Here is a 20,800-nt window from a genome sequence, read left to right on the forward strand (position 1 = left end):
CGCGGCATCAATTGATGCTACTATCCGTGCCCAGGCCACCGCGCCGAAGGAATGCGTCCCGATGCGAACCACCCTCGCCATAGACGACGAGCTTCTCGCAAGAGCACAGGCATTGACCGGCATGACAGAGAAGTCGGCTCTCGTGCGCGAGGCACTCAAAGCGCTGATCGCCCGCGAGAGCGCATTGCGTCTCGCCCGTCTCGGCGGGAGCGAGCCCCAGCTTGAACCGATCCGTAGACGCCGGCCCGACGAATGATTCTGGTCGATACGTCCATCTGGATCGATCATTTTCGCCAATGCGATCCGAGGCTGCAGCAGGTGCTGGCGGACGGCTCCGTGATGTCGCATCCCTTCGTGATCGGCGAACTCGCACTGGGGAACCTGCGTCAGCGGGAGGTCATCCTGGATGCCATCGCCGCCTTGCCGCAGGCGATCATTGCCGAACCGGCCGAAGTGCTCGGCCTCATAACGACCGAGTCGCTCCATGGCCGAGGGATTGGATATGTCGACGCGCACTTGATTGCGTCGGTTCGATTGACGCCGGAAGCGGTTTTGTGGACGCGCGACAGGCGGTTGGCAGCTGTTGCGGAAAAACTGGGAATTGCGCTTGAGGCGTGATCCCCCCTTGCCCCAGCCCGCAATTGCTCTAACCCTCGCTCATGGCAGACGCGCCCCTCCCCGCCCCCGTTGGTCCACTCGTGGACATTGCCGCCCTCCTGCCGCCGCGCGGGGCGCTGATTGGGCTTGATCTCGGCACCAAGACCATCGGCGTCGCGGGCTCGGACCCCGACCGCCGCATCGCGACGGTGATCGAGACGGTGAAGCGCACCAAATTTACCGCCGAGGCGCAGCGCCTCGTGGCGTTGGCGGACGAACGGCGGGCGGTGGCCTTCGTGCTGGGGCTGCCCCTGAACATGGACGGCTCCGAAGGCCCGCGCGCCCAGGCGAGCCGCGCTTTCGCCCGCAACTTCGCCCGGCTGGCGGGACGGCCCATCGCTTTTTGGGACGAACGCCTCTCCACCGCCGCGGTCGAGCGGGCGCTGATCTCGGCCGACATGAGCCGCGCGCGCCGGGCCGAGGTGGTGGACCAGCATGCGGCGGCCTTCATTCTCGAAGGCGCGCTCGGCTTCCTCGACCGCCTCGTGGAGAACCAAGAGGAAACCGACCGGGAGGACTGATTCGGTCCGCTCCCGTTCCCGGCGGGTTCTCGCCCCACCGTCGCTCCGTCCCGTTTCGGGACAATGGCGCTTTTCTTATCCCGGCTCCGGGCCTAAAGCGGGCGCGCGGAAAATTCACACCGCCGCAGAGGAATAATTGCCTGCCGCCGCACGGCCGGCACGGTAAGCGTCTGCCCCATGAGCCTCATCATCACGGCCCTCGTGCCGGTCTTCCTCATCATCGCCCTCGGCGCCGTCCTGCGGCGCATCCTCCTGAAGGATGCGGCCCATTGGGCGGCGCTGGAGAAGCTGACCTATTTCGTGCTGTTCCCGGCCCTTCTGGTGGTGTCCGCGGTGAAAGCGGACCTGAGCACGGTGAATGTCGTGGCGGTCGCCGGCGCGCTCATCGGCACGGTCATCATTCTCTCGGGCCTCATCCTGCTCATGCACAAGCCGCTGATCGCGGCGCTGGCGGCGGACGGTCCCGGCTTCACCTCCCTGTTCCAGGGGGCGGTGCGCTGGAACACCTATATCGTGCTGGCCGTGGCGGGCGGCCTCTACGGCGCAGCGGGAATCACCATCGCCGCGCTGGCGCTGGTGGCGATGATCCCGGTGGTGAACATCATCGCGGTACTGGTGCTGGCCTCCTTCTCCGGCCGCCACCCGCCGACATTCGCCTATGTGGCCGAGCAGCTGGCGCGCAATCCCTACATCTGGGCGTGCTCGGCGGGTGCCCTGCTCAATGTGACGGGATTCCCCGTGCCGAAGGTGCTGGTGGAGTTCGGCGATATCCTCGGCAAGGCCTCGCTGGCGCTGGGACTGCTGGTGGTCGGCGGCGGATTGATCCTCGACCGGCTGAAGCGGCCGCGTGCCATCGTGTTCGCCAGCCTCGCGCTGAAGCTGCTGCTGAAGCCGGCCATCGCCCTCGCTCTGGCGCTGGCCTTCGGGCTGCGTGGCACGGAGCTGGTGGTGGTGGCGATCACCGCCGCGGTTCCTTCGGCCCCCAACGGCTACGTGTTGGCGCGGCAGATGGGCGGGGACGCGCCGCTCCTCGCCGAAATCCTGACCATCCAGATCATCGGCGCGGCCATCACGCTGCCGCTGGTGGTGACCATCGCCAAGATGCTGGCCTGACGATGCTGGCCTGACCCAAACGAAAGGGCGGCCGAAGCCGCCCTCACGTCATCCCGTATCCCCGCGACTCAGCAGGGCGAGAAATAGCCCTGCCCGCCCGGGCCGGTGGCGACCCAGCAGCTGCGCGGGCGCGGCGGGGGAACCGGCTCCAGATAGACGCGCGGCGCGGGCTGGTAATAAACGACCGGCGGCTGCTCGTAATAGACGACCGGCGGCGGCGGAGGGGCGGCCGCAGCGCCGGCAATGGCCGCCGCACCCAGCACGCCGATGGCGACACCCGCACCCAAGGCGGCGCCGTTGCCGCAATTCCAGCAGCCGCCGCGATAATAGCGGCCGCGATACCAGTAGCCGACATCGGTGACGCTCGCGGCTTTCGCCGGCGCCATGGCCAGCGCGCCGGTGCCGATGGCGGCCGCGTTGCCCGTGCCGGCACCGCCGGTGAGCACCACGGCGACGCCGAGCGCCATGAGGTTCGTCCGCATCAGAATGGACATAACGAGTAACTCCCAACCTCCGGGGCGACGGTCTGGCGGCTCGCCTCAGTCCGTCCGGTCCGGCTGCGCAAAGGCTCGGTGAGAGTTCGTTCCAAAGTGTGGCGACCCTGGGGAATCACCGGGACCAGCCTTCACGGTTGGTGAACGAGCCGTAAATCACGGTGCACCCCATCTTGCCCCGCCCGGCTCCATTCACAGGCATCCCTTGCCGGGGCCGCGCTTGGGGGCTATGCCTCCCGCCTGCCATGCAAGATGCTTCCGCCTTCACGCTCTCCGGCCGAGACCTCATCGGCATCGAAGGGCTTTCCGCCGGCGAGATCACGGGTCTGCTCGACCTCGCCGAGGAGTTCGTCGAACTCAACCGGCAGATCGAGAAGAAGCGCACGACGCTGCGCGGACGCACCCAGATCAACCTGTTCTTCGAGGCCTCCACCCGCACGCAGTCCTCGTTCGAGATCGCGGGCAAGCGGCTCGGCGCCGACGTGATGAACATGTCGGTCGCCTCCTCCTCGGTGAAGAAGGGCGAGACGCTGATCGACACCGCGATCACCCTGAACGCCATGCACCCGGACATCCTCGTCGTCCGGCATCACGCGTCCGGCGCGGTGGCGCTGCTGGCGCGCAAGGTGGACTGCTGCGTGGTGAATGCCGGCGACGGCGCCCACGAGCATCCCACCCAGGCGCTGCTCGACGCCCTCACCATCCGCCGCAACAAGGGCCGCATCCAGGGACTGACGGTCGCCATCTGCGGGGATGTGCTCCATTCGCGCGTGGCGCGCTCCAACATCGCCTTGCTCAACACCATGGGTGCCAAGGTGCGCGTGGTGGCGCCGTCCACCCTGCTGCCCTCGGGCGTGGAGACCCTCGGCGTCGAGGTGTTCCGCACCATGGAGGCGGGACTGGAAGGGGCGGACATCGTGATGATGCTGCGCCTCCAGCGCGAGCGCATGGCCGGCTCCTTCATCCCGTCGGTGAAGGAGTATTTCCACTATTTCGGCCTCGACGAGGCCAAGCTGCGCTACGCCGCGCCCGACGCGCTGGTGATGCATCCCGGCCCCATGAACCGCGGCGTGGAGATCGACTCCGCCATCGCGGACGGGGCGCAGTCCCTCATTCGAGAGCAGGTGGAGATGGGCGTCGCCGTGCGCATGGCGGTGCTCGATTCCCTCGCGCGGAAGCTTCCCAATGCGTAATGGCCGCACGACTGCTCAAGTTTCCCGCGCTCAAGTTTCCCGCGCTCACGATCCCCGGCCGCTGCTGCTCGCCAATGCGCGGGTGATCGACCCCTCGCGCGGCGCGGACTTCCATGGCGACGTCTTCCTCGCCGACGGCGTGGTGAAGGACGCCGGCTTCGGCATCGCCGCCGCCGGCATTCCGGATGGCGCCGAGGTGGTGGAGTGCGCCGGGGCGGTGGTCGCGCCCGGCCTCGTGGACATGCGCGCCTTCGTGGGCGAGCCCGGTGCCGAGCATCGCGAGACGTTGGCCTCGGCCAGCCACGCGGCGGCGGCCGGCGGCGTCACCACCATCATCTGCCAGCCGGATACCGACCCGGCGGTGGACGATCCGGCCATCGTGGACTTCATCCTGCGCCGGGCGCGGGACACGGCGGTGGTGCGGGTGCATCCCATGGCCGCCATCACCAAGGGCCTCGAAGGCCACGAGATGACCGAGATCGGCCTGCTGCAGGCCGCCGGTGCCGTCGCCTTCACCGATGGCCACAAGTCCATCATGAACGCTCAGGTGCTGCGCCGCGCGCTCACCTATGCCCGCGACTTCGATGCCCTCCTCGTGCACCACACCGAGGATGCGTCCATGTCGCAGGGGGCGATGAACGAGGGCGCCTTCGCCTCCCGCCTCGGCCTCTCCGGCAATCCGAAGGCGGCCGAGACCATCATCCTCGAACGCGACGTGCGGCTCGTGGGCGCGGCGCGCTCGCGCTACCACGCGGCGGCGCTCACCTGTGCCGAATCGCTGGAGGTGCTGGAGCGGGCCAAGACCGCCGGGCTGCCGGTGACCGCCTCGGTCAGCATCAACCATCTCTCGTTCAACGAACTCGATATCGGCGCCTACCGCACCTATTTCCGCCTTGCCCCGCCCCTGCGCGGGGAGGAGGACCGGCAGGCGCTGATCCGGGCGCTGGCCTCCGGCCTGCTGGATGTGGTGGTCTCCGACCATCTGCCGCAGGATGTGGAGGGCAAGCGCCTGCCCTTCTCGGAAGCCGAGCCCGGCGCCATCGGGCTGGAGACCCTGCTCTCCGCCGCCCTGCGCCTTGTCCATTCCGATCAGGTGGACCTCGTGAACCTGCTCGCCGCCTTGTCCACCCGGCCGGCGCAGATCCTGGGTCTGGATGCCGGAACGCTCCGGCCCGGCGCGGCGGCGGACGTGATCGTGTTCGATCCCGGCATGCCCTACGTGCTCGATCCCCGCTCGCTGAAGTCGCGCTGCCGGAACACGCCGTTCGACGAGGCCCGCCTCGACGGACGGGTGCTGCGTACCATCGTTGCCGGGCAGACCGTCTACGAATACGTTTGACCCACCGTGACCTGTGCCGTCCCGCCGCGGCGGCGCGGCGAGACCGTTCGAGGTGCGCATGCCTGATACCCCGCCCGCGCTCGTTCTGCTGATCGCCCTTGCGTTCGGCTACCTGCTCGGCTCGGTCCCGTTCGGGCTCATCCTCACCCGCTTCGCCGGCACCAAGGACCTGCGCTCCATCGGCTCCGGCAATATCGGCGCCACCAACGTGCTGCGCACCGGGCGCAAGGATCTCGCCGCCGCCACCCTGCTGCTGGATGCGCTGAAGGGCACCGCCGCCGTCCTCGTCGCCCGCCATTTCGCTGGCGAGACCGCCGCCATGGCGGCAGCTGTCGGCGCCTTTCTCGGCCACATCGCGCCGGTGTGGCTGCGCTTCAAGGGCGGCAAGGGCGTCGCGACCTTCCTCGGCGTCACCATCGGCCTGTTCTGGCCGGCCGCCATCGCCTTCGCGGTGGTGTGGCTGGGGGCGGCCTATTTCACGCGATATTCGTCGCTGTCCGCGCTCATGGCGTCGGTGGCCACCGTGGTTGCAGCCATGGCCCTCGGGAACAACAATCTGGCCGTGCTGCTCGCCGTGCTCGCCATCCTCCTGTGGCTGAAGCACCACGAGAACATCCGCCGGCTGCTGGAAGGCACCGAGGGCAAGATCGGCGCGAAGGGCTGAGGCGACATGGCGCGCGGCAGGGCAAGCGGTCCCGCCAGCGGGCCGGCGAAGGGCGAGTTGCTGGGGCCGGAGCAGCGCCGCGACTGGCTGCGGCTGATCCGCACCGAGAATGTCGGCCCGCGCACCTTCCGCGCCCTCATCAACCAGTTCGGCGGCGCCGGCGCGGCGCTGGAGGCCCTCCCCTCCCTCGCCCGGCGCGGCGGACGGCTGATGCCGCCCCACACCCCCACCCTCGCCGAAGTCGACGCTGAGCTGGAGGCGCACGCCCGCATGGGCGCCCGGCTGGTCGCTCTGGGCGAGCGCGATTATCCCCCCGCCCTTGCCGCTCTCGATGACGCGCCGCCCCTGATCTCCGTTCGCGGGGAGGCAGAGGTGCTGCGCCGGCCCATGGTCGGCATCGTCGGCGCCCGTAACGCCTCGGCCGCCGGGCGCACCTTCGCGGCGCGCCTCGCCCGTGACCTTGCGGCCGGGGGCTGGGTGGTGGTGTCCGGCCTTGCCCGCGGCATCGATGCGGCGGCTCACGAGGCCAGCCTCGACGGCGGCACCGTTGGCGTGTTCGCCGGCGGGCTGGCCAAGCCCTACCCGCCCGAAAACCTCGGCCTGATGGAAAAAGTGGCCGCGACAGGCGCCCTCGTCTCCGAGATGCCCATCGGCTGGGAGCCACGCGCCCGCGACTTCCCCCGCCGCAACCGTCTGGTTTCGGGCATGAGCCTCGGTGTCGTGGTGGTGGAGGCGGCGGAGCGGTCGGGCTCGCTCATCACTGCGCGGCTTGCCGCCGAGCAGGGACGCGAAGTGTTCGCCGTGCCCGGCTCACCGCTCGACCCCCGCGCGGGCGGCACCAACCGCCTGCTGAAGCGCGGCGCCACCCTCGTTACCGAGGCCGCCGATGTCATCGAGGTGCTCACCCCCATCGCCGGGCGGCGCGACGATCCGGTGGTGGAGGCGGAGGCGCCGTTCGTGCCGGCAGGGCCGGTGACGCCGGGGGACGATGCGCGCGCCCGGGTCATCTCGCTGCTCGGCCCGGTGCCGACGCCCATCGACGATCTGGTGCGCCTGTCCGGTTGCACCGTCGCGGAAGTCCAGATCGTGCTGCTGGAACTGGAACTCGCCGGCCGGCTGGACCGACCGGGGACAGGAAGGGTGGCGCTCAAATAGGCCGGGGGGCGCTAGCGCGGCTCGGCACCCGCGCTTCCCGGCCCCGCAGAGGAGACGCTGTCGGCCAGCGCGCGGGCCTCCTGACGCGCCATGTCGAGCACATAAGCGAGGGTACTGAACCCATGGCTGCGGGCGAGACGTGACAATTCGGCGGCGATGGCGGCGACATAGGCGGCCGTCGCAGCGGCATCGCCGGCAATATCGACGGAAGACCGTTCGGTCATGTCGGTTCCAAAGCCCCCGTTTGGTATCAGAGCATGGTCTTAAAGATTGAGTTGGATTATGAAACATACTCTGGGTTGTACTTTACTCAAACCTGCCAGCGCGCCCTGATCCGGCGCACCATTTGACAGGCGCCCCTCGGCTCCCCATGTTGCGGCGCTCTCGGCGTCGCGGTCCGCTCTTGCTGGGGTGAGCGATCGCGATCGGACGCCGGGCATCGGAGCCGGAGCTTCACGCTTCGCCCCCGGGGTGCCGAACGGCATCGCGGGATGCTCCCTCCCCTTTCCAAGGCCGCGCAATGGGGCGGCGGCCCTTGATTGAGACACGGTTCGTCATGCAGGTCGTCATCGTCGAATCGCCGGCCAAGGCGAAGACGATCAACAAATATCTCGGTCCCGGCTATGAGGTGATCGCCTCCTACGGCCACGTTCGCGACCTGCCGTCGAAGGACGGGTCGGTGGATCCGGATGCCGATTTCCGCATGCTGTGGGACGTGGACCCCAAGGCGCAGAAGCGGCTCAACGAGATCGCCGCCGCCGTAAAGGGGGCCGATGGCCTGATCCTCGCCACCGACCCGGATCGCGAAGGCGAGGCCATCTCCTGGCACGTGCTGGAGGTGCTCCGGCAGAAGAAGGCGCTCAAGAGCCAGAAGGTTGAGCGCGTCGTCTTCAACGCCATCACCAAGCAGGCGGTGCTGGAGGCGATGAAGTCGCCCCGCGCCATCGACAGCGCGCTGGTGGACGCCTATCTGGCCCGCCGCGCCCTCGACTATCTCGTGGGCTTCACCCTCTCCCCCGTGCTGTGGCGCAAGCTGCCCGGCGCCCGCTCGGCTGGCCGTGTGCAGTCGGTGGCGCTGCGCCTCGTCTGCGACCGCGAGCGAGAGATCGAGACCTTCGTCCGGAAGGAATACTGGTCCATCCTCGCCAAGCTGGCGACGCCGCGGAACGAGGAGTTCGAGGCGCGGCTTTCCGGTGCCGACGGCAAGAAGATCACCCGCCTCTCGGTGGGCACGGCGGAGGAGGCCAAGGCCTTCCGCGAAGCGCTGGACAGCGCGGCCTTCCGGGTGCGCTCCGTCGAAGCCAAGCCCATGAAGCGGCATCCCCAGCCGCCCTTCACCACCTCGACCCTGCAGCAGGAAGCGAGCCGCAAGCTCGGCCTCGCGCCGGCCCGCACCATGCAGATCGCGCAGCGCCTGTATGAGGGCGTGGACGTGGGCGGCGAGACGGTGGGCCTCATCACCTACATGCGAACTGACGGCGTGGACATGGCCCCCGAGGCCGTCGCCGCCACCCGCGATGCCATCGGCAAGCAGTTCGGCCAGAAGTACCTGCCGGGGGTGCCGCGCAAGTACACCACCAAGGCCAAGAACGCGCAGGAGGCCCACGAGGCCATCCGCCCGACCGACCCCTCGCGTCATCCGCGCGACGTGGCCCGCTATCTCGATGGCGAGCAGGCCAAGCTCTATGAGCTGATCTGGATCCGCACGGTCGCGAGCCAGATGGAATCGGCCGAGCTGGAGCGCACCACGGCGGATATCGAGGCGAAAGCCGGTGCCCGCACGCTTGACCTCACCGCCACCGGCACCGTGGTCAAGTTCGACGGCTTCCTCACCCTCTACCGCGAGGGCAAGGACGACGAGGACGACGACGAGGAGGGCCGTCGCCTTCCGGCCATGAGCGCCAACGAGGCGCTGGCCAAGCGCGACATCTCCACCACCCAGCACTTCACCGAGCCGCAGCCGCGCTATTCGGAAGCCTCGCTGGTGAAGCGCATGGAAGAGCTGGGCATCGGCCGGCCGTCCACCTATGCCGCCGTGCTCGCGGTGCTGCGCGACCGCGAATATGTGAAGCTCGACAAGAAGAAGCTGGTGCCGGAGGACAAGGGCCGGCTCGTCACCGCCTTCCTCGAAAGCTTCTTCAAGCGCTACGTGGAATACGACTTCACCGCCGATCTCGAGGAGAAGCTCGACGAGGTCTCGGCCGCGGAACTCGACTGGAAGGAGGTGCTGCGCGCCTTCTGGCAGGATTTCCACGCGGCCATCGAGGCCACCAAGGATCTGCGCGTGTCGCAGGTGCTCGACGCCCTCGACGAGATGCTGACCGCCCACATCTTCCCCCCGCGGGAGGATGGCACCGACCCGCGCCTGTGCCCCACCTGCGGCACCGGCCGGCTCTCGCTGAAGATGGGCAAGTTCGGCGCCTTCATCGGCTGCTCCAACTATCCCGAGTGCCGCCACACCCGTCCGCTCACCGGCGACAATCCGCAGGAGGGCGACGGCACCCGCGTGCTCGGCCTCGATCCGGACTCGGGCGAGGAAGTCACCATCCGCTCCGGCCGCTTCGGCACCTATCTCCAGCTCGGTGAGGGCAAGGAGGGGGAGAAGCCCAAGCGCTCGTCCCTGCCCAAGGGCCTCGCCCCGGCGGACGTGGACCTTGAAACCGCGCTGAAGCTGCTCTCCCTGCCGCGGGAGATCGGCCTCCATCCGGAGGATCGCGAGCCGATCCTTGCCGGCATCGGGCGCTATGGACCCTATGTCCAGCACGGGCGCACCTACGCCAATATCGAGGACGGCGACGACATCCTCGCCATCGGCCTCAACCGGGCGGTGGCGCTGATTGCAGAGAAGCAATCGAAGGGTCGTGGCGGGCGCGGCGGCACGCCGGCCGGGCGGGTCGTCGGCGATCATCCTACGCTGGGCGGGCCGATCACCGTGCGTCCGGGCCGCTTCGGGCCTTACGTGAACCACGGCAAGGTCAACGCGACCCTGCCCAAGTCCACCGATCCCGAAGCGCTGACGCTGGAACAGGCGGTGCAGCTCATCGACGCCAAGGCGGCCTCGTCTCCGGCCAAGCCCGCGCGTGGCGCCCGCAAGGCGGCGGCCGGCGATAACGGCGAGAAGGCCGCGCCGAAAAAGGCGGCGGCGAAGAAGCCTGCCGCCAAGAAGACGGCGACCAAGGCTGCGGCCCCCAAGAAGCCTGCCGCCAAGAAGGCGGCGGCCAGCAAGCCCGACGCGGCGGAGTAGCCACCGCGTCCATCCGGCCGGGGCAGCGTCAGACGATGCTGCCCTCGCCTTCGCTGGCATGGACAGAGCTGCGCAGCGGCCGCTCCGGCAGGAAGACCAGCGCCACGGCCGCCAGCGCCGCCAGCACCGAAACGGTGGCGAACACCCGGCTGAACGCGCCCGAGAGGCGCGCCGGATCCGCGCTGCGCGCCAGGCTCTCGATATCCCCTGCCCCAACTCCGGCGAGCGCCGCGAGCAGCACGGCGCCCAGCACCGCCACCGCCAGCGCGCCGCCGAGCTGGCGGAAGAAGGTCATGACGCCCGTGGTGGTGCCCATGAGATGCGGCTGCACGGCATTCTGGATGGACACCGTGCACACCGGCAGCGCCGTGCCCATGCCCACGCCGATGACGGCGAACAGCGCCAGGACGAGCACGAGCGGCATCGCCGGCGCCAGGGCGATGGCGAGCAGCCCGCCGGCGGAGAGCGCCAGCCCGCCGATGGCCGGCCGCTTGTAGTGGACAAGCCGCGCCATGGCGCGGCCGGAGAGCATGGCGCCTATCACCACGCCGCCCATCACCGGAATGAGGCCGAGGCCCGACTGGGTGGCGGAGAGCCCGCGCGCCGTCTCGAAATAGAGCGGCACAAAGATGGACAGGCCGACCATGCCCCCGAATGCGAGGAAGGAGGCGATCATGCCTCGCCCCACCACCTTGTCGGCGAGAAGCCCGAGGGGCAGGAACGGCTCCTCCGCCCGCCGCATCCGCCAGATGAACAGGCCTACAAAGACGGCGGTGCCGGCGAACAATGCGAGGATGAGCGGTGAGCCCCAGGGCACGCGCACGCCGCCCCAGCCGAGGGCAAGCAGCAGCATCAGGCTCGCCACCGCCATCAGCGCCGCGCCCAGATAGTCCATGGCGTGGCGGCGCTCGTGGCGCGGCAGGTCGCGCAGCCGCCGCTCGGTGATGAGCAGTGCCGCAAGGCCGATGGGCAGATTGACCCAGAAGATGAGGGTCCAGTTGAGATATTGGGCGAAAAGGCCGCCCAGCACCGGGCCGGCGATGCTGGAGGCGGCGAACACCCCGGCGATCTGGGCCTGATAGCGCCCCCGCTCCCGTGGCGAGACCAGATCGGCGATGATGGTTTGCGATAGGGAGATGAGTCCCCCGCCGCCCAGTCCCTGAACCGCCCTCGCGATGATGAGGGCAAGCAGGTTGGGCGCCAGCGCGCAGGCCACGGACGCGGCCGAGAACACCGCCACGGCGGTGAGCAGCATCATCCGCCGCCCATGAATGTCGCTCAGCTTGCCGTAGAGCGGCGTCGCCACCGTCGCCGCGAGCAGATAGGCGGTGACCACCCAGGAGAGGTTGGCGAAGTCGCCGAACGCATCGCCGATGGTGGGCAGGGCCGTCGCCACGATGGTCTGGTCCAGCGCGCCGAGCAGCATCGCCAGCATCAGCCCGAAGATGATGCGGCGGATCTCGGCGTGGCTGGGTGGGGTCTTCGCCCCGGACGAAGCGTGGGGCGACTGCGGATCGATCTGGTGCATCAGGGGAATCGAACGACGGCGGAGGGACGCCCATGGGTCGCCCGTTGCCGACCGATTGCAAGGCCGACGCGACGGAAGGGGCACCCCCATCCGCTCCGGCCCAGCTTCACGAGTACGTGAAGGCGCACCCCAGGCTCGCCCTACGCGACCGCGGCGATGGGGCTGCCCTCGGGCGCGTCGGCGGCATTCTCACCACGGCCCGGCGGCACCTCCTCGGTGACGGTCTCCGGCACCGGATCGGCTTCCACCTGCCGGTGGACCAGACTGTGGATGAAGCCGACCTTCTCGATCACGCCCGGGCCGAGGATGAACGGATAGGCATCCGACATGCCGAGGCAGCGATTGAGATTGTTCAGCGCGAACGAGATGGGTAGCCAGGAATCCACCATCTGCTGGATGGCGCAGGCGCGGTAGGGGTTGAAGTCCACCTCCGCCCCGAGTTCGCCCGTACGGTCCAGCCGCGGCTGCACCCGGATGCCGAACGCGCCGGCCATCTCCAGCGTATCCACGATGTGGATGTAGTGCTTGAAGGTCTCGGCGAAGTCCTCCCACGGATGCGCCGTGGCATAGGCGGAGACGTGGTTCATCTGCCAGTCGGGCTTGGGGCCATTGGCGTAATAGGCCTGCAGGGCCTCGCCATAATCCTCCGTCTCGTCGCCGAAGAGGGCGCGGAAGGCCTGCAGGCGGCCCGCGTCGCGCACCAGCCTGTTCCAGTAATAATGCCCCGTCTCATGCCGGAAATGGCCGAGCAGGGTGCGGTAGAGCTCGCCCAGTTCGCCCTTGCGGTGCTCGCGCTCGGCGTCATCCGCCTCGGCGAGGGCGATGGTGATGAGGCCCTCATCGTGGCCGGTCATGACTTTGGGAGCCGAGCCGTCCGGCGCGTCGGCAAGAAATTCGAAGCAGAGGCCGCCCTCACGATCCTCATTGCTTTCCAGCGGCAGGTTGAGGCGCAGCAGGGAATAGACCAGCCGGTGCTTCGCCACCTCCACCTTGCGCCACTTGCGCAGGTTTTCGGGCACCGTGAGATCGGGCACCGTGCGGTTGTGGCGGCAGGCGAGGCAGAATTCGCCCTCCTCCTCCGCCGGCATCAGCCAGTTGCAGGCATCGAGCGCAGCATTGGCGCAGAAGCGGTAGCGCTGCTCGCCACCGCGGCCGATGGCGCGCCACACGCTGCTCTCGGCATCCCCCTCCCGCTCCAGCGGCACCAAAGCGTTGGCTTGCGGGATGTAGCCGAGATCGTGGCCGCACTTCTCGCAGCGGCGGTTTTCGAAATACAGGAGCTGATCGCAGGCGGCACAGCGAAACAGGCGCATGATGGGTCTCCCCCCAAGCCAGCGGCCGTCCTTGTACGACGCCCGCCCGGGTGGCTCATGAACCCGGGGAACGCCGCGCGGTTCCCCGTTCACCGCTGGCTTAAGCGAGAAAGTGGGCCTTTCGCCTGCCCAAGTCCATTTCGCGCCTGCGAAACGCGCTTCGGGCGGGGATGACGGGTCGTCCGCCGCGCGGCATGATCCCTTCCATGAGCAGCCGCAAAGACCTCACCGCCCTCTTCACCATCGGCTACGAGCAATCCACCCCCTCGGCCTTCCAGGCCGCGCTGGATGAGGCGAAGGTGGGCCTGCTGGTGGATGTGCGCGCCGTCGCGGCGTCACGCCGGCCGGGCTTCTCCAAGACCGCGCTGGCGGCGGGCATCGCCGAGCACGGCGTCGCCTATGTCCACCTGCGGGCGCTGGGCACGCCCAAGGAGGGCCGGCTCGCGGCGCGCAGCGGCGACCATGACGGCCTGATGCGCATCTACGACGCCCACCTCGCCTCCGATCCCGCCAAGGCGGCGCTGGAGGAATTGGCGGAGCTGGCGCAGGGCCGGCGCATCTGCCTCATGTGTTTCGAGCGCCATGTGGAGGGGTGCCACCGGCTGCGGCTGGCGCAATTCCTGTGCGAGCGGCTGGACCTCGACGTCACGCACCTTCAGCCGGCGCCGTTCTGAGCTGCCGCTCCCCCTTGGCGGCGGCCTCGCGCGCCTCGGCGAGGAGGCGCGGCGTGTCCACATCGAGGAAGGCGCCCTCCTCCGCCTTGACAGGCACTTCCGCCACCAGCTCGGCATTGGCGGCGAGAATGGCGCGGGCGCCCACATCCCCTTCCAGCGCGGCCAGCTCGGCGAAGAAGCGGCGCGACCACAGCACCGGATGTCCACGCTGCCCGCCTTCCACCGGCGCCGCGATGAGCCGGCCGGAGGCGGGTGCATAAGCAGACATCAGGCGATCAAGCAGGCCAGGTGCGAGCAGCGGCATGTCACCCAGCACCACCAGTGCCCCCGCAGCCGTCTCCGGGACTGCGGCGATACCGGTGCGCAGCGACGAGGCCATGCCCGTCGCGTGATCGGGATTGTGGACGAAGAGCACGTCCAGCCCCGCCAGCGCCGCCTCGACGCGCGCGTGTTCATGCCCGGTGACCACGATCACCGGCCGCGCGCGGGACGCCAGCGCCGCTTCCGCCACGCGGCGGATCACCGGCCGTCCGCCCACTTCCGCGAGCAGCTTGTTGATGCCCTCCCCCATGCGCGAGGAGCGGCCGGCGGCGAGGATGACGGCGGCGAACCCGTCTTCCGCCTCGTCGCTCTCGGCGCGAGGATGGGGGCGGGCGGCGATGTCCTGAAGCAGCCCGCCGGCACCGAGGCGGGCAATGTCGCGGGCGCTCACCTCAAGGCCGGCGAGGAGCCGGTGCAGGATGAAATCGAAGCCGTTCTCCTTCGGGCTGCGCGCACAGCCCGGCGCACCCAGCACCGGGACGGATCCGAGCCGCCCGAGCATCAGGAGATTGCCCGGGTCCACCGGCATGCCCAGCCGCTGGACCTCGCCGCCCGCAGCAACGAGCCCAGCGGGGATCACATCGTTTCGGTCGGCGATGGCCGAGGCGCCGAAGACGATGACCAGCTCCGCTCCCGCCGCAACGGCGTCCGTGAGCGCGGCGGCGAGCTTCGTCGTGTCATGCGGCAGGGTGCGGTGGGCGATCACCTCCGCCCCGGCTGTCGCGAGGCGGGCGCGGGTAACGGTCAGCGTCTTCGCCACCACCTTGTCGGCGAGGCCCGGCAGCAAAGTGGAGAGCACCGCCACGCGCTTCAGCCGGAACGGCGCGATGGACAGGATGCCCGGCCCAACCGCAGCGGCCGCGTCCACCATCTCGCCCGGTACGGCATAGGGGATGATCTTCACCGTCCCCACCATGTCGCCGGCCGCCACCGCGCTGAAATCGCGCAAGGTGGCGAGGGTGATGGCCTCGTCCACCGCGTTGAAGGCGTCCAGTGCGGCATCCGAGACGCGCAGCACGCCGCCGGCGGCGGCATAGAGATTGGCGCGGCCGGTGAAGGCCGTGTCGGGCCGCACATGGGCGCCCGCCACCGCATCGGCGAGACGGCGCGCGGCGGCATCCTCGGCCACATCCCCCGGCTCCATGCGCGCGGCGACGACCTCGGTGAGTCCGGCAGCCGCGAGGCGGGCGATATCGGCCTCCGTCAGGCGCGTGCCCTTCTTGATGGTGCCGCCGGGGAGCCGCACGGAATGGGCGGCGATGGCGCCTTCGGCCTCGGCGAGCGGCAGGGGGCCAAATCTCACGCCGCCGCTCCCGCCGTGGCGGCAGTGCCGGTGCGCAAGGCGCGGATCACCTCGGCCAGCACCGCCACGGCGATCTCCGCCGGGCTGGAGGCGCCGAGGTCCATGCCGATGGGCGCGTGGATTCGGCTGATGGCCTGCTGGGACAGCCCCGCCGCCGCGAGCCGCTCCACCCTCTTGGCGTGGGTGCGGCGCGAGCCCAGCGCCCCCACATAGAAGCACTCGGCCCGCAGGGCGGCGGCGATGGCCGGCTCGTCGATCTTCGGATCGTGGGTCAACGCCACCAAAGCGGTGAAGGGATCAAGCCCGTAGGCCGGCAGTGCCTCCTCCGGCCATTCGGCGATCACCGGCACTTCGGGGAAGCGCTCGGGCGTCGCGAAGGCGGTGCGCGGATCGAGAATGGTCAGGTCGAATCCCGCGAGCCGCGCCATGGGCGCGAGCGCCTGCGAGATGTGGACGGCGCCGATCACCAGCATCCGGGGCGGCGGCACATCCACCGCGAGGAAGACGCTGCCCTCCCCGGCCTTCCCGCTGCGACGCGCGGCGAGCGCGGCCGCGATTTCCGGCCCGAGCGGGTCGGAGGCGAGGGTCGCGGCGGTGGCGAGCCTTTGGGCGCCGGTGGCAAGCTCGGTCACGACAACCGCCGCGCGGCGGGCGGCGCGCTCCGCATTCAGGGCCGCGAGCAGGTCGAGACGCATGGTGGTCCTCCCTCAGGGAGCATCCGGATCATCTTCCCCACTGAATATAACGCTTGGCGGCCTGCGTCACCGCCCGGCGTGCTCAGTCCACCGGCTCCACATAGACGGCGATCTTGCCGCCGCAGGAGAGGCCGACCTTCCAGGCGGTCTCGTCGGCAACGCCGAACTCCAGCGTGCGCGGCGCTCCGGCCGCGATCACCTCCGCCGCCTCGCTCACCACCGCGCCTTCCACGCAGCCGCCGGAGACCGAGCCGAGGAAATTGCCGTCCGCATCGATGACGAGACGGCTGCCCACCGGGCGCGGCGCCGAGCCCCACGTTTCGAGCACGGTGGCGATGGCCACCCCCCGCCCCTCGCGCCGCCAGCGCTCGGCGGCGGCAAGAACGTCGCTGTCGGTCACGTCCATGGGCAGCTCCCGTGTCGATGTGGCAAGGCCGATGTCGCCAGGCGGATCTCGCAAGCAGATTTGGCATCATGGCAGGCTTCCCATATAGCTGTCCGCCAGCCGATGCCGAACCCTCTCAACAAACTTGTGTCCTTGGCCGCCCGCGATCAAGGGACGCTGCGCACCGCCGCCGACCTCATCGGCGCTGGCCTTGCCACGCCGGAAGACCGCGCGGCGCTGGAGGCCGTGGCCGCGCAGTATGCGGTGGCGGTGACGCCCACGCTGGCCGCCGCCATCGACACGACGGCCGCCGCCGACCCCATCGCGCGCCAGTTCGTGCCCGATCCGGCCGAGCTGAAGGTGCGCCCCGAGGAACTGGCCGACCCCATCGGGGATGACGCCCACAGCCCCGTGCCGGGCGTGGTGCATCGCTATCCCGACCGGGCGCTCCTGAAGATCGTCGGCGTCTGTGCCGTCTATTGCCGCTTCTGCTTCCGCCGGGAGATGGTGGGGCCCGGCGCGGCCTCTCTCCTGTCGGATGATGCGCTGGAGCAGGCGTTCGCCTATTTCGCTCAACATCCGGAAATCTGGGAAGTCATCCTCACGGGCGGCGATCCCTTCATGCTCTCCGCCCGGCGCATGGGCGAGGTGGTGGGGCGGCTCGCGGCCATCCCCCATGTGAAGATCGTGCGCCATCACACCCGCGTGCCCATCGCCGCGCCGGAACGGGTGACGCCGGCCTTCGTCGCCGCGCTCAAGACGCCGGGCATCACGCCCTATGTCGCGGTGCATGTGAATCATGCGCGCGAACTCACCCCCGACGCCCGCGTCGCGCTGGCCCGGCTCGCCGATGCGGGCATTCCCCTCCTGTCGCAAACCGTGCTGCTGCGCGGCGTGAACGACAGCGCGGAGACCCTCGCCGAGCTGTTCCGTGCCCTCGTGGAATGCCGGGTGAAGCCCTATTACCTGCACCATCCCGACCTTGCCCCCGGCACCGGCCATTTCCGCCTGCCGATCGCCGAAGGGCAGGCGATCGTGCGCGCGCTGCGCGGGCGCCTCTCCGGCATCGCGCAGCCCACCTACGTGCTCGACATTCCCGGCGGGGCCGGGAAAGTGCCGCTCACGCCGGGCCATCTGGCCGTGGCCGAGGGCGGCTATCAGGTGAGCGACAATTGCGGCGGCCTGCACGCCTATGCCGATGAGGGAACGAATGGCTGAGCTGCGCCGCATCACCCAGCCCGGGCCGGTCGCGGCCGAGCGCATCGAGAGCGCGGTGGGAGCGCTGAAGGTGCTGGACTTCACCCTCCAGCCCGGCCTCACCATCAACGCCGCCATCTGCGGCCCGCTGCTGGAAGCCGGCATGGGCGCGGCGCAGGTGGAGATTTCCGGCGGCGCGTTCGGCCCCTTCACCTATGTGATGCCCGCCGCCTCGCCGGATGCCACCCACGCCGCCTGGTACAGCCGCGCCTTTTCGCCGGAGGGTGTGACGAAGCTGGAGCGCGGCAATGTGACCTTCGGCCGGAAGGACGGCGCGCCCTTCATCCATTGCCACGCCTTCTGGATCGAGCCGGACGGCACCCGCCACGGCGGCCATGTGATGCCCCACGAAGCCGTGGTGGCCGAACCCATCCGTGCCCGCGCCTATGGCGCCGCCGAGGTGGAGACCACCGCCGATTTCGACCCCGAGACCAATTTCCCCCTCTTCACCCCCCATGCGGTGAATGCCCCGGCCGATGGCCCGCGCATCGCCTTCGCGCGGGTGCGGCCGAACACGGAGCTGTTCGGCGCGGTGGAGGAGATCTGCCGCCGCCACGGCTTCAAGGGCGGGCGGCTGCGCGGCGGGGTGGGCAGCATCATCGGCGCACGCTTTTCCGATGCGCCGGGGGTGGAGGACTACGCCACCGAGGTGTTCGTCACCTCCGGCGTGGTGTCGCCGGATGCTGCGGGCACGCTCGTCTCCGACATCACCCTCTCCCTCGTCGGCCTCTCCGGCGTGCTCGCCGAAGGGCGGCTGGTGCGGGGGGAAAACCCAGTGCTCATCACCTTCGAGCTGGCGGTGGAAGAGACCGCCGGCTGACCGGGCCGGACAAGGCGGACACCAGGCTTTCAAGGCTCTTCAGGTCATGGACGGGGCGCATCTCGTCCACCTGCGGCAGCATGGCGGCGACGCCCTGCGCCTTCGGCTCGAACCCCTCGTAGCGCAAAAGCGGATTGAGCCAGACGAGCCGGCGGCAGGAGCGCTTGAGGCGCGCCATCTCGCCGGGCAGCGTGTCGTCCACCTCCCGCTCCAGCCCGTCGGTGAAGAGCAGGACGACCGGGTTCTGCGCCGTCACCCGTCGCGACCACTCCACGTTGAAGCCGCGCAGCGAGGCGGCGATGCGCGTGCCACCCGCCCAGTCCCGCGCCGAGGCGGAGACGGCCGCCAGCGCCGCGTCAGGATCGCGCCGGGCCAGCGCGCGCGTGACGTTGGTGAGGCGCGTGCCGAACAGGAAGACCGATACCTTCCGCCGCGCCGCCAGCGCGTGCAGGAAGGACAAGATGGGCCGGGAATAGTCGGCCATGGAACCGGAGATATCCACCAGCGCCACCACCGGCGGCGGCTTCTCCTTCGTGCCGCGCCGCTTCAGCAGCACGAGGTCGCCGCCCGTCGCCACGGCCGCGCGCAGGGAGGCGCGCAGGTCGAGCCGGCGCCCCTTTGGATCAGGGACGAGCCGGCGGGTACGGGCGCGGTCGTCCGGCATTCGCAGGAGCGCGATGCGACGGCGCGCCTCGGCGAGTTCGGCCGCGGACATCTGCGCGAAATCCTTGGTGCGCAGCACGTCCTCGACGGAGGCCGAGAGGCGCGCCTCCACCTCCACGCGGGGCTTGTCCACTTGCCGCTCGGTGCCCACCCCGGCGAACAGCGCCTCTTCCACCCGCTGGAGCACGCTTTCGCGCTTCTGCTCGCGCTGCGGCACGGCCACCGGCGAGAGCATGGCGATGAGCCGCTCCTGATGCGCCCGGCGCCGCCAGAACAGGCGGAAGGCCTGGTCGAACACCACGCTGTCCTCATGACGCGAGACGAAAAGGGCGTGGAGGGTCCAGTAGAAATCCTCGCGCGCGCCGACGCCGGCCATCTCCACCGCCGCCACCGCATCGAGGATGCGGCCCGGCCCCACCTTGAGGCCGGCGACCCGCAGGGCGCGGCCGAACCAGGCGATGTTTTCGGCAAGACGCCCGTCTTCGGCGGCGATCGCGGTGGTCACTCCGCCGCGCGCGAGGCCTGCCGCGCCTCCTCGATGAGGCGCTCGATGCGGGGCGCGTCGGTACGGGCGATGTCGTCCTGATACTTGAGCAGCACGCCCAGCGTGTCGCCGACGAGGCCGGGATCAAGCGAGACCGCGTTCAGCTCCACCAGCGCGGAGGCCCAATCCAGCGTCTCGGCGACGCCGGGCACCTTGAACAGGTCTTCCTTCCTGAGCGCCTGCACGAAGGCCACCACCTCGGCCGAGAGCCGTGCGGGTGCATCCGGCAGGCGGGCGCGCAATATCTCCATCTCGCGGGCGGCGTCGGGATAATCCACCCAGTGATAGAGGCAGCGCCGCTTGAGGGCGTCGTGGATTTCGCGCGTGCGGTTGGAGGTGAGGATCACGATGGGCGGGGCGGCCGCCTTGATGGTGCCCAGCTCCGGGATCGTCACCTGATGGTCGGAGAGCACTTCCAGCAGGAAGGCCTCGAACGCCTCGTCCGTGCGGTCCAGCTCGTCCACCAGCAGAACGGGCGGGCCTTCGGCGTGGGGCTCCAGCGCTTCCAGAAGAGGGCGGCGCAGCAGATAGCGGTCGGAAAAGATATCGGCGGCGATGGCGCCCTTGTCGCTCTCGCCGGCGGCTTCCGCGAGGCGGATGGCGATCATCTGGGCGGCGTGGTTCCACTCGTAGACGGCGGCCGAAAGGTCCAGCCCCTCATAGCATTGCAGGCGGATGAGCCGGCGCCCCAGCGCCGCCGCCAGCGTCTTCGCCACCTCGGTCTTGCCGACGCCGGCCTCGCCCTCCAGGAGCAGCGGGCGGCCCATGCGCAATGCGAGGAAGACGACGGTGGACAGCGCGCGATCGGCCACATAGCCCTGCCCGGCCAGCAGCCGGCCGGTGTCATCGATGGTGCCGGGCAAGGCGCCCCGTATCGCATCCGCGGTCATGGGCGGAGTAGAGCACGCGGGATGAAG

Annotated in this window: 21 protein-coding genes; 12 read left to right on the plus strand and 9 right to left on the minus strand. The window is 69.8% G+C overall.

All coding sequences use genetic code 11. From position 1 onward, the window contains the following. Positions 1-61 precede the first annotated feature (61 nt). The 4 genes from D7006_RS12460 to D7006_RS12475 all read left to right on the plus strand — a co-directional run bounded on the left by D7006_RS12460 (position 62) and on the right by D7006_RS12475 (position 2,291). Positions 62-256, plus strand: coding sequence for a type II toxin-antitoxin system VapB family antitoxin (locus tag D7006_RS12460; protein WP_169120256.1), 195 nt, complete (start codon positions 62-64; stop codon positions 254-256). Continuing rightward, positions 253-618 (plus strand): type II toxin-antitoxin system VapC family toxin, encoded by a 366-nt coding sequence (locus tag D7006_RS12465; RefSeq protein ID WP_237356810.1) that lies wholly within the window; start codon positions 253-255, stop codon positions 616-618. Before D7006_RS12460 ends, D7006_RS12465 begins: the two co-directional genes overlap by 4 nt. Positions 619-659: 41 nt before the next feature. After that, a complete protein-coding gene (ruvX, locus tag D7006_RS12470) occupies positions 660-1,178 on the plus strand; it encodes a Holliday junction resolvase RuvX (RefSeq protein ID WP_237356811.1) in 519 nt (172 codons plus the stop codon). Between the two features lie 177 nt (positions 1,179-1,355). After that, on the plus strand, positions 1,356-2,291 hold the full coding sequence (locus tag D7006_RS12475; RefSeq protein ID WP_169120239.1) for an AEC family transporter: 936 nt from the start codon (positions 1,356-1,358) through the stop codon (positions 2,289-2,291). Positions 2,292-2,359: 68 nt separating this feature from the next. Here D7006_RS12475 and D7006_RS12480 read toward each other — a convergent pair whose 3' ends face one another. Beyond that, on the minus strand, positions 2,360-2,785 hold the full coding sequence (locus D7006_RS12480) for a hypothetical protein (protein WP_237356812.1): 426 nt from the start codon (positions 2,783-2,785) through the stop codon (positions 2,360-2,362). Positions 2,786-3,030: 245 nt separating this feature from the next. On the opposite strand from D7006_RS12480, the gene D7006_RS12485 reads away from it, so the two are divergent. Genes D7006_RS12485 through dprA form a run of 4 tightly spaced genes read left to right on the plus strand, consistent with a single transcriptional unit; the run spans position 3,031 to position 7,136 of the window. Further along, complete coding sequence (locus D7006_RS12485; protein ID WP_169120235.1) at positions 3,031-3,978, plus strand: aspartate carbamoyltransferase catalytic subunit; 948 nt, start codon at positions 3,031-3,033, stop codon at positions 3,976-3,978. After that, positions 3,971-5,317 (plus strand): dihydroorotase, encoded by a 1,347-nt coding sequence (locus tag D7006_RS12490; RefSeq protein WP_237356813.1) that lies wholly within the window; start codon positions 3,971-3,973, stop codon positions 5,315-5,317. Before D7006_RS12485 ends, D7006_RS12490 begins: the two co-directional genes overlap by 8 nt. Positions 5,318-5,375: 58 nt before the next feature. After that, complete coding sequence (gene plsY, locus D7006_RS12495) at positions 5,376-5,981, plus strand: glycerol-3-phosphate 1-O-acyltransferase PlsY (RefSeq protein WP_237356814.1); 606 nt, start codon at positions 5,376-5,378, stop codon at positions 5,979-5,981. Positions 5,982-5,987: 6 nt separating this feature from the next. Next, entirely contained in the window at positions 5,988-7,136 is a 1,149-nt protein-coding gene (dprA, locus tag D7006_RS12500; protein WP_237356815.1) for a DNA-processing protein DprA, read from the plus strand. 11 nt (positions 7,137-7,147) lie between these two features. On the opposite strand, the gene D7006_RS12505 is transcribed toward dprA, so the two are convergent. Continuing rightward, positions 7,148-7,360: a hypothetical protein gene (locus D7006_RS12505; protein WP_237356816.1), complete on the minus strand. Its 213-nt coding sequence runs from the start codon at positions 7,358-7,360 to the stop codon at positions 7,148-7,150. Between the two features lie 332 nt (positions 7,361-7,692). Between D7006_RS12505 and topA the strand changes: the two genes are divergently transcribed. Continuing rightward, positions 7,693-10,380, plus strand: a complete 2,688-nt coding sequence (gene topA, locus D7006_RS12510; protein WP_237356904.1) for a type I DNA topoisomerase — start codon at positions 7,693-7,695, stop codon at positions 10,378-10,380. A gap of 28 nt (positions 10,381-10,408) precedes the next feature. On the opposite strand, the gene D7006_RS12515 is transcribed toward topA, so the two are convergent. Further along, entirely contained in the window at positions 10,409-11,908 is a 1,500-nt protein-coding gene (locus D7006_RS12515) for an MDR family MFS transporter (RefSeq protein WP_237356817.1), read from the minus strand. 140 nt (positions 11,909-12,048) lie between these two features. Further along, positions 12,049-13,221 carry a putative zinc-binding metallopeptidase gene (locus D7006_RS12520; protein ID WP_169120216.1) on the minus strand — a complete coding sequence of 391 codons (1,173 nt, stop codon included), beginning with the start codon at positions 13,219-13,221 and terminating at the stop codon, positions 12,049-12,051. Positions 13,222-13,427: 206 nt separating this feature from the next. Here D7006_RS12520 and D7006_RS12525 point away from each other — a divergent pair, with 206 nt between their 5' ends. Continuing rightward, positions 13,428-13,895, plus strand: coding sequence for a DUF488 family protein (locus D7006_RS12525; RefSeq protein WP_237356818.1), 468 nt, complete (start codon positions 13,428-13,430; stop codon positions 13,893-13,895). Here the strand turns inward: D7006_RS12525 and D7006_RS12530 are convergent. The 3 genes from D7006_RS12530 to D7006_RS12540 form a co-directional block, all read right to left on the minus strand. Then, positions 13,867-15,519 (minus strand): NTP transferase domain-containing protein, encoded by a 1,653-nt coding sequence (locus D7006_RS12530; RefSeq protein WP_237356819.1) that lies wholly within the window; start codon positions 15,517-15,519, stop codon positions 13,867-13,869. The two genes, D7006_RS12525 and D7006_RS12530, sit on opposite strands and share 29 nt — an antisense overlap. Further along, on the minus strand, positions 15,516-16,214 hold the full coding sequence (locus tag D7006_RS12535; RefSeq protein WP_237356820.1) for an XdhC family protein: 699 nt from the start codon (positions 16,212-16,214) through the stop codon (positions 15,516-15,518). The genes D7006_RS12530 and D7006_RS12535 overlap by 4 nt, the downstream gene beginning before the upstream one ends. An 82-nt stretch (positions 16,215-16,296) precedes the next feature. Next, positions 16,297-16,620 (minus strand): XdhC family protein, encoded by a 324-nt coding sequence (locus D7006_RS12540; RefSeq protein ID WP_169120208.1) that lies wholly within the window; start codon positions 16,618-16,620, stop codon positions 16,297-16,299. Between the two features lie 102 nt (positions 16,621-16,722). Between D7006_RS12540 and D7006_RS12545 the strand changes: the two genes are divergently transcribed. After that, positions 16,723-17,817 (plus strand): lysine-2,3-aminomutase-like protein, encoded by a 1,095-nt coding sequence (locus D7006_RS12545; protein ID WP_237356821.1) that lies wholly within the window; start codon positions 16,723-16,725, stop codon positions 17,815-17,817. Further along, entirely contained in the window at positions 17,810-18,676 is an 867-nt protein-coding gene (locus tag D7006_RS12550; RefSeq protein WP_237356822.1) for a DUF296 domain-containing protein, read from the plus strand. The genes D7006_RS12545 and D7006_RS12550 overlap by 8 nt, the downstream gene beginning before the upstream one ends. Here the strand turns inward: D7006_RS12550 and D7006_RS12555 are convergent. Further along, on the minus strand, positions 18,639-19,844 hold the full coding sequence (locus tag D7006_RS12555) for a VWA domain-containing protein (protein ID WP_237356823.1): 1,206 nt from the start codon (positions 19,842-19,844) through the stop codon (positions 18,639-18,641). The genes D7006_RS12550 and D7006_RS12555 overlap by 38 nt on opposite strands. Next, positions 19,841-20,773: a MoxR family ATPase gene (locus tag D7006_RS12560; protein WP_237356824.1), complete on the minus strand. Its 933-nt coding sequence runs from the start codon at positions 20,771-20,773 to the stop codon at positions 19,841-19,843. The genes D7006_RS12555 and D7006_RS12560 overlap by 4 nt, the downstream gene beginning before the upstream one ends. Between the last annotated feature and the right edge of the window lie 27 nt (positions 20,774-20,800).

The sequence above is a fragment of the Xanthobacter sp. YC-JY1 genome, from assembly GCF_021730305.1.
Lineage (GTDB): Bacteria > Pseudomonadota > Alphaproteobacteria > Rhizobiales > Xanthobacteraceae > Xanthobacter > Xanthobacter flavus.

Bases quoted from the DNA above. Each gene is read 5' to 3' on its own strand.
- D7006_RS12520 (WP_169120216.1), bottom strand. From the start codon at position 13,221: ATGCGCCTGTTTCGCTGTGCCGCCTGCGATCAGCTCCTGTATTTCGAA.
- topA (WP_237356904.1), top strand. From the start codon at position 7,693: ATGCAGGTCGTCATCGTCGAATCGCCGGCCAAGGCGAAGACGATCAAC.
- D7006_RS12560 (WP_237356824.1), bottom strand. From the start codon at position 20,773: ATGACCGCGGATGCGATACGGGGCGCCTTGCCCGGCACCATCGATGAC.
- D7006_RS12465 (WP_237356810.1), top strand. From the start codon at position 253: ATGATTCTGGTCGATACGTCCATCTGGATCGATCATTTTCGCCAATGC.
- dprA (WP_237356815.1), top strand. From the start codon at position 5,988: ATGGCGCGCGGCAGGGCAAGCGGTCCCGCCAGCGGGCCGGCGAAGGGC.
- D7006_RS12490 (WP_237356813.1), top strand. From the start codon at position 3,971: ATGCGTAATGGCCGCACGACTGCTCAAGTTTCCCGCGCTCAAGTTTCC.
- D7006_RS12480 (WP_237356812.1), bottom strand. From the start codon at position 2,785: ATGTCCATTCTGATGCGGACGAACCTCATGGCGCTCGGCGTCGCCGTG.
- D7006_RS12545 (WP_237356821.1), top strand. From the start codon at position 16,723: ATGCCGAACCCTCTCAACAAACTTGTGTCCTTGGCCGCCCGCGATCAA.
- D7006_RS12535 (WP_237356820.1), bottom strand. From the start codon at position 16,214: ATGCGTCTCGACCTGCTCGCGGCCCTGAATGCGGAGCGCGCCGCCCGC.
- D7006_RS12550 (WP_237356822.1), top strand. From the start codon at position 17,810: ATGGCTGAGCTGCGCCGCATCACCCAGCCCGGGCCGGTCGCGGCCGAG.
- plsY (WP_237356814.1), top strand. From the start codon at position 5,376: ATGCCTGATACCCCGCCCGCGCTCGTTCTGCTGATCGCCCTTGCGTTC.
- D7006_RS12485 (WP_169120235.1), top strand. From the start codon at position 3,031: ATGCAAGATGCTTCCGCCTTCACGCTCTCCGGCCGAGACCTCATCGGC.
- D7006_RS12475 (WP_169120239.1), top strand. From the start codon at position 1,356: ATGAGCCTCATCATCACGGCCCTCGTGCCGGTCTTCCTCATCATCGCC.
- D7006_RS12505 (WP_237356816.1), bottom strand. From the start codon at position 7,360: ATGACCGAACGGTCTTCCGTCGATATTGCCGGCGATGCCGCTGCGACG.
- ruvX (WP_237356811.1), top strand. From the start codon at position 660: ATGGCAGACGCGCCCCTCCCCGCCCCCGTTGGTCCACTCGTGGACATT.
- D7006_RS12515 (WP_237356817.1), bottom strand. From the start codon at position 11,908: ATGCACCAGATCGATCCGCAGTCGCCCCACGCTTCGTCCGGGGCGAAG.
- D7006_RS12460 (WP_169120256.1), top strand. From the start codon at position 62: ATGCGAACCACCCTCGCCATAGACGACGAGCTTCTCGCAAGAGCACAG.
- D7006_RS12540 (WP_169120208.1), bottom strand. From the start codon at position 16,620: ATGGACGTGACCGACAGCGACGTTCTTGCCGCCGCCGAGCGCTGGCGG.
- D7006_RS12525 (WP_237356818.1), top strand. From the start codon at position 13,428: ATGAGCAGCCGCAAAGACCTCACCGCCCTCTTCACCATCGGCTACGAG.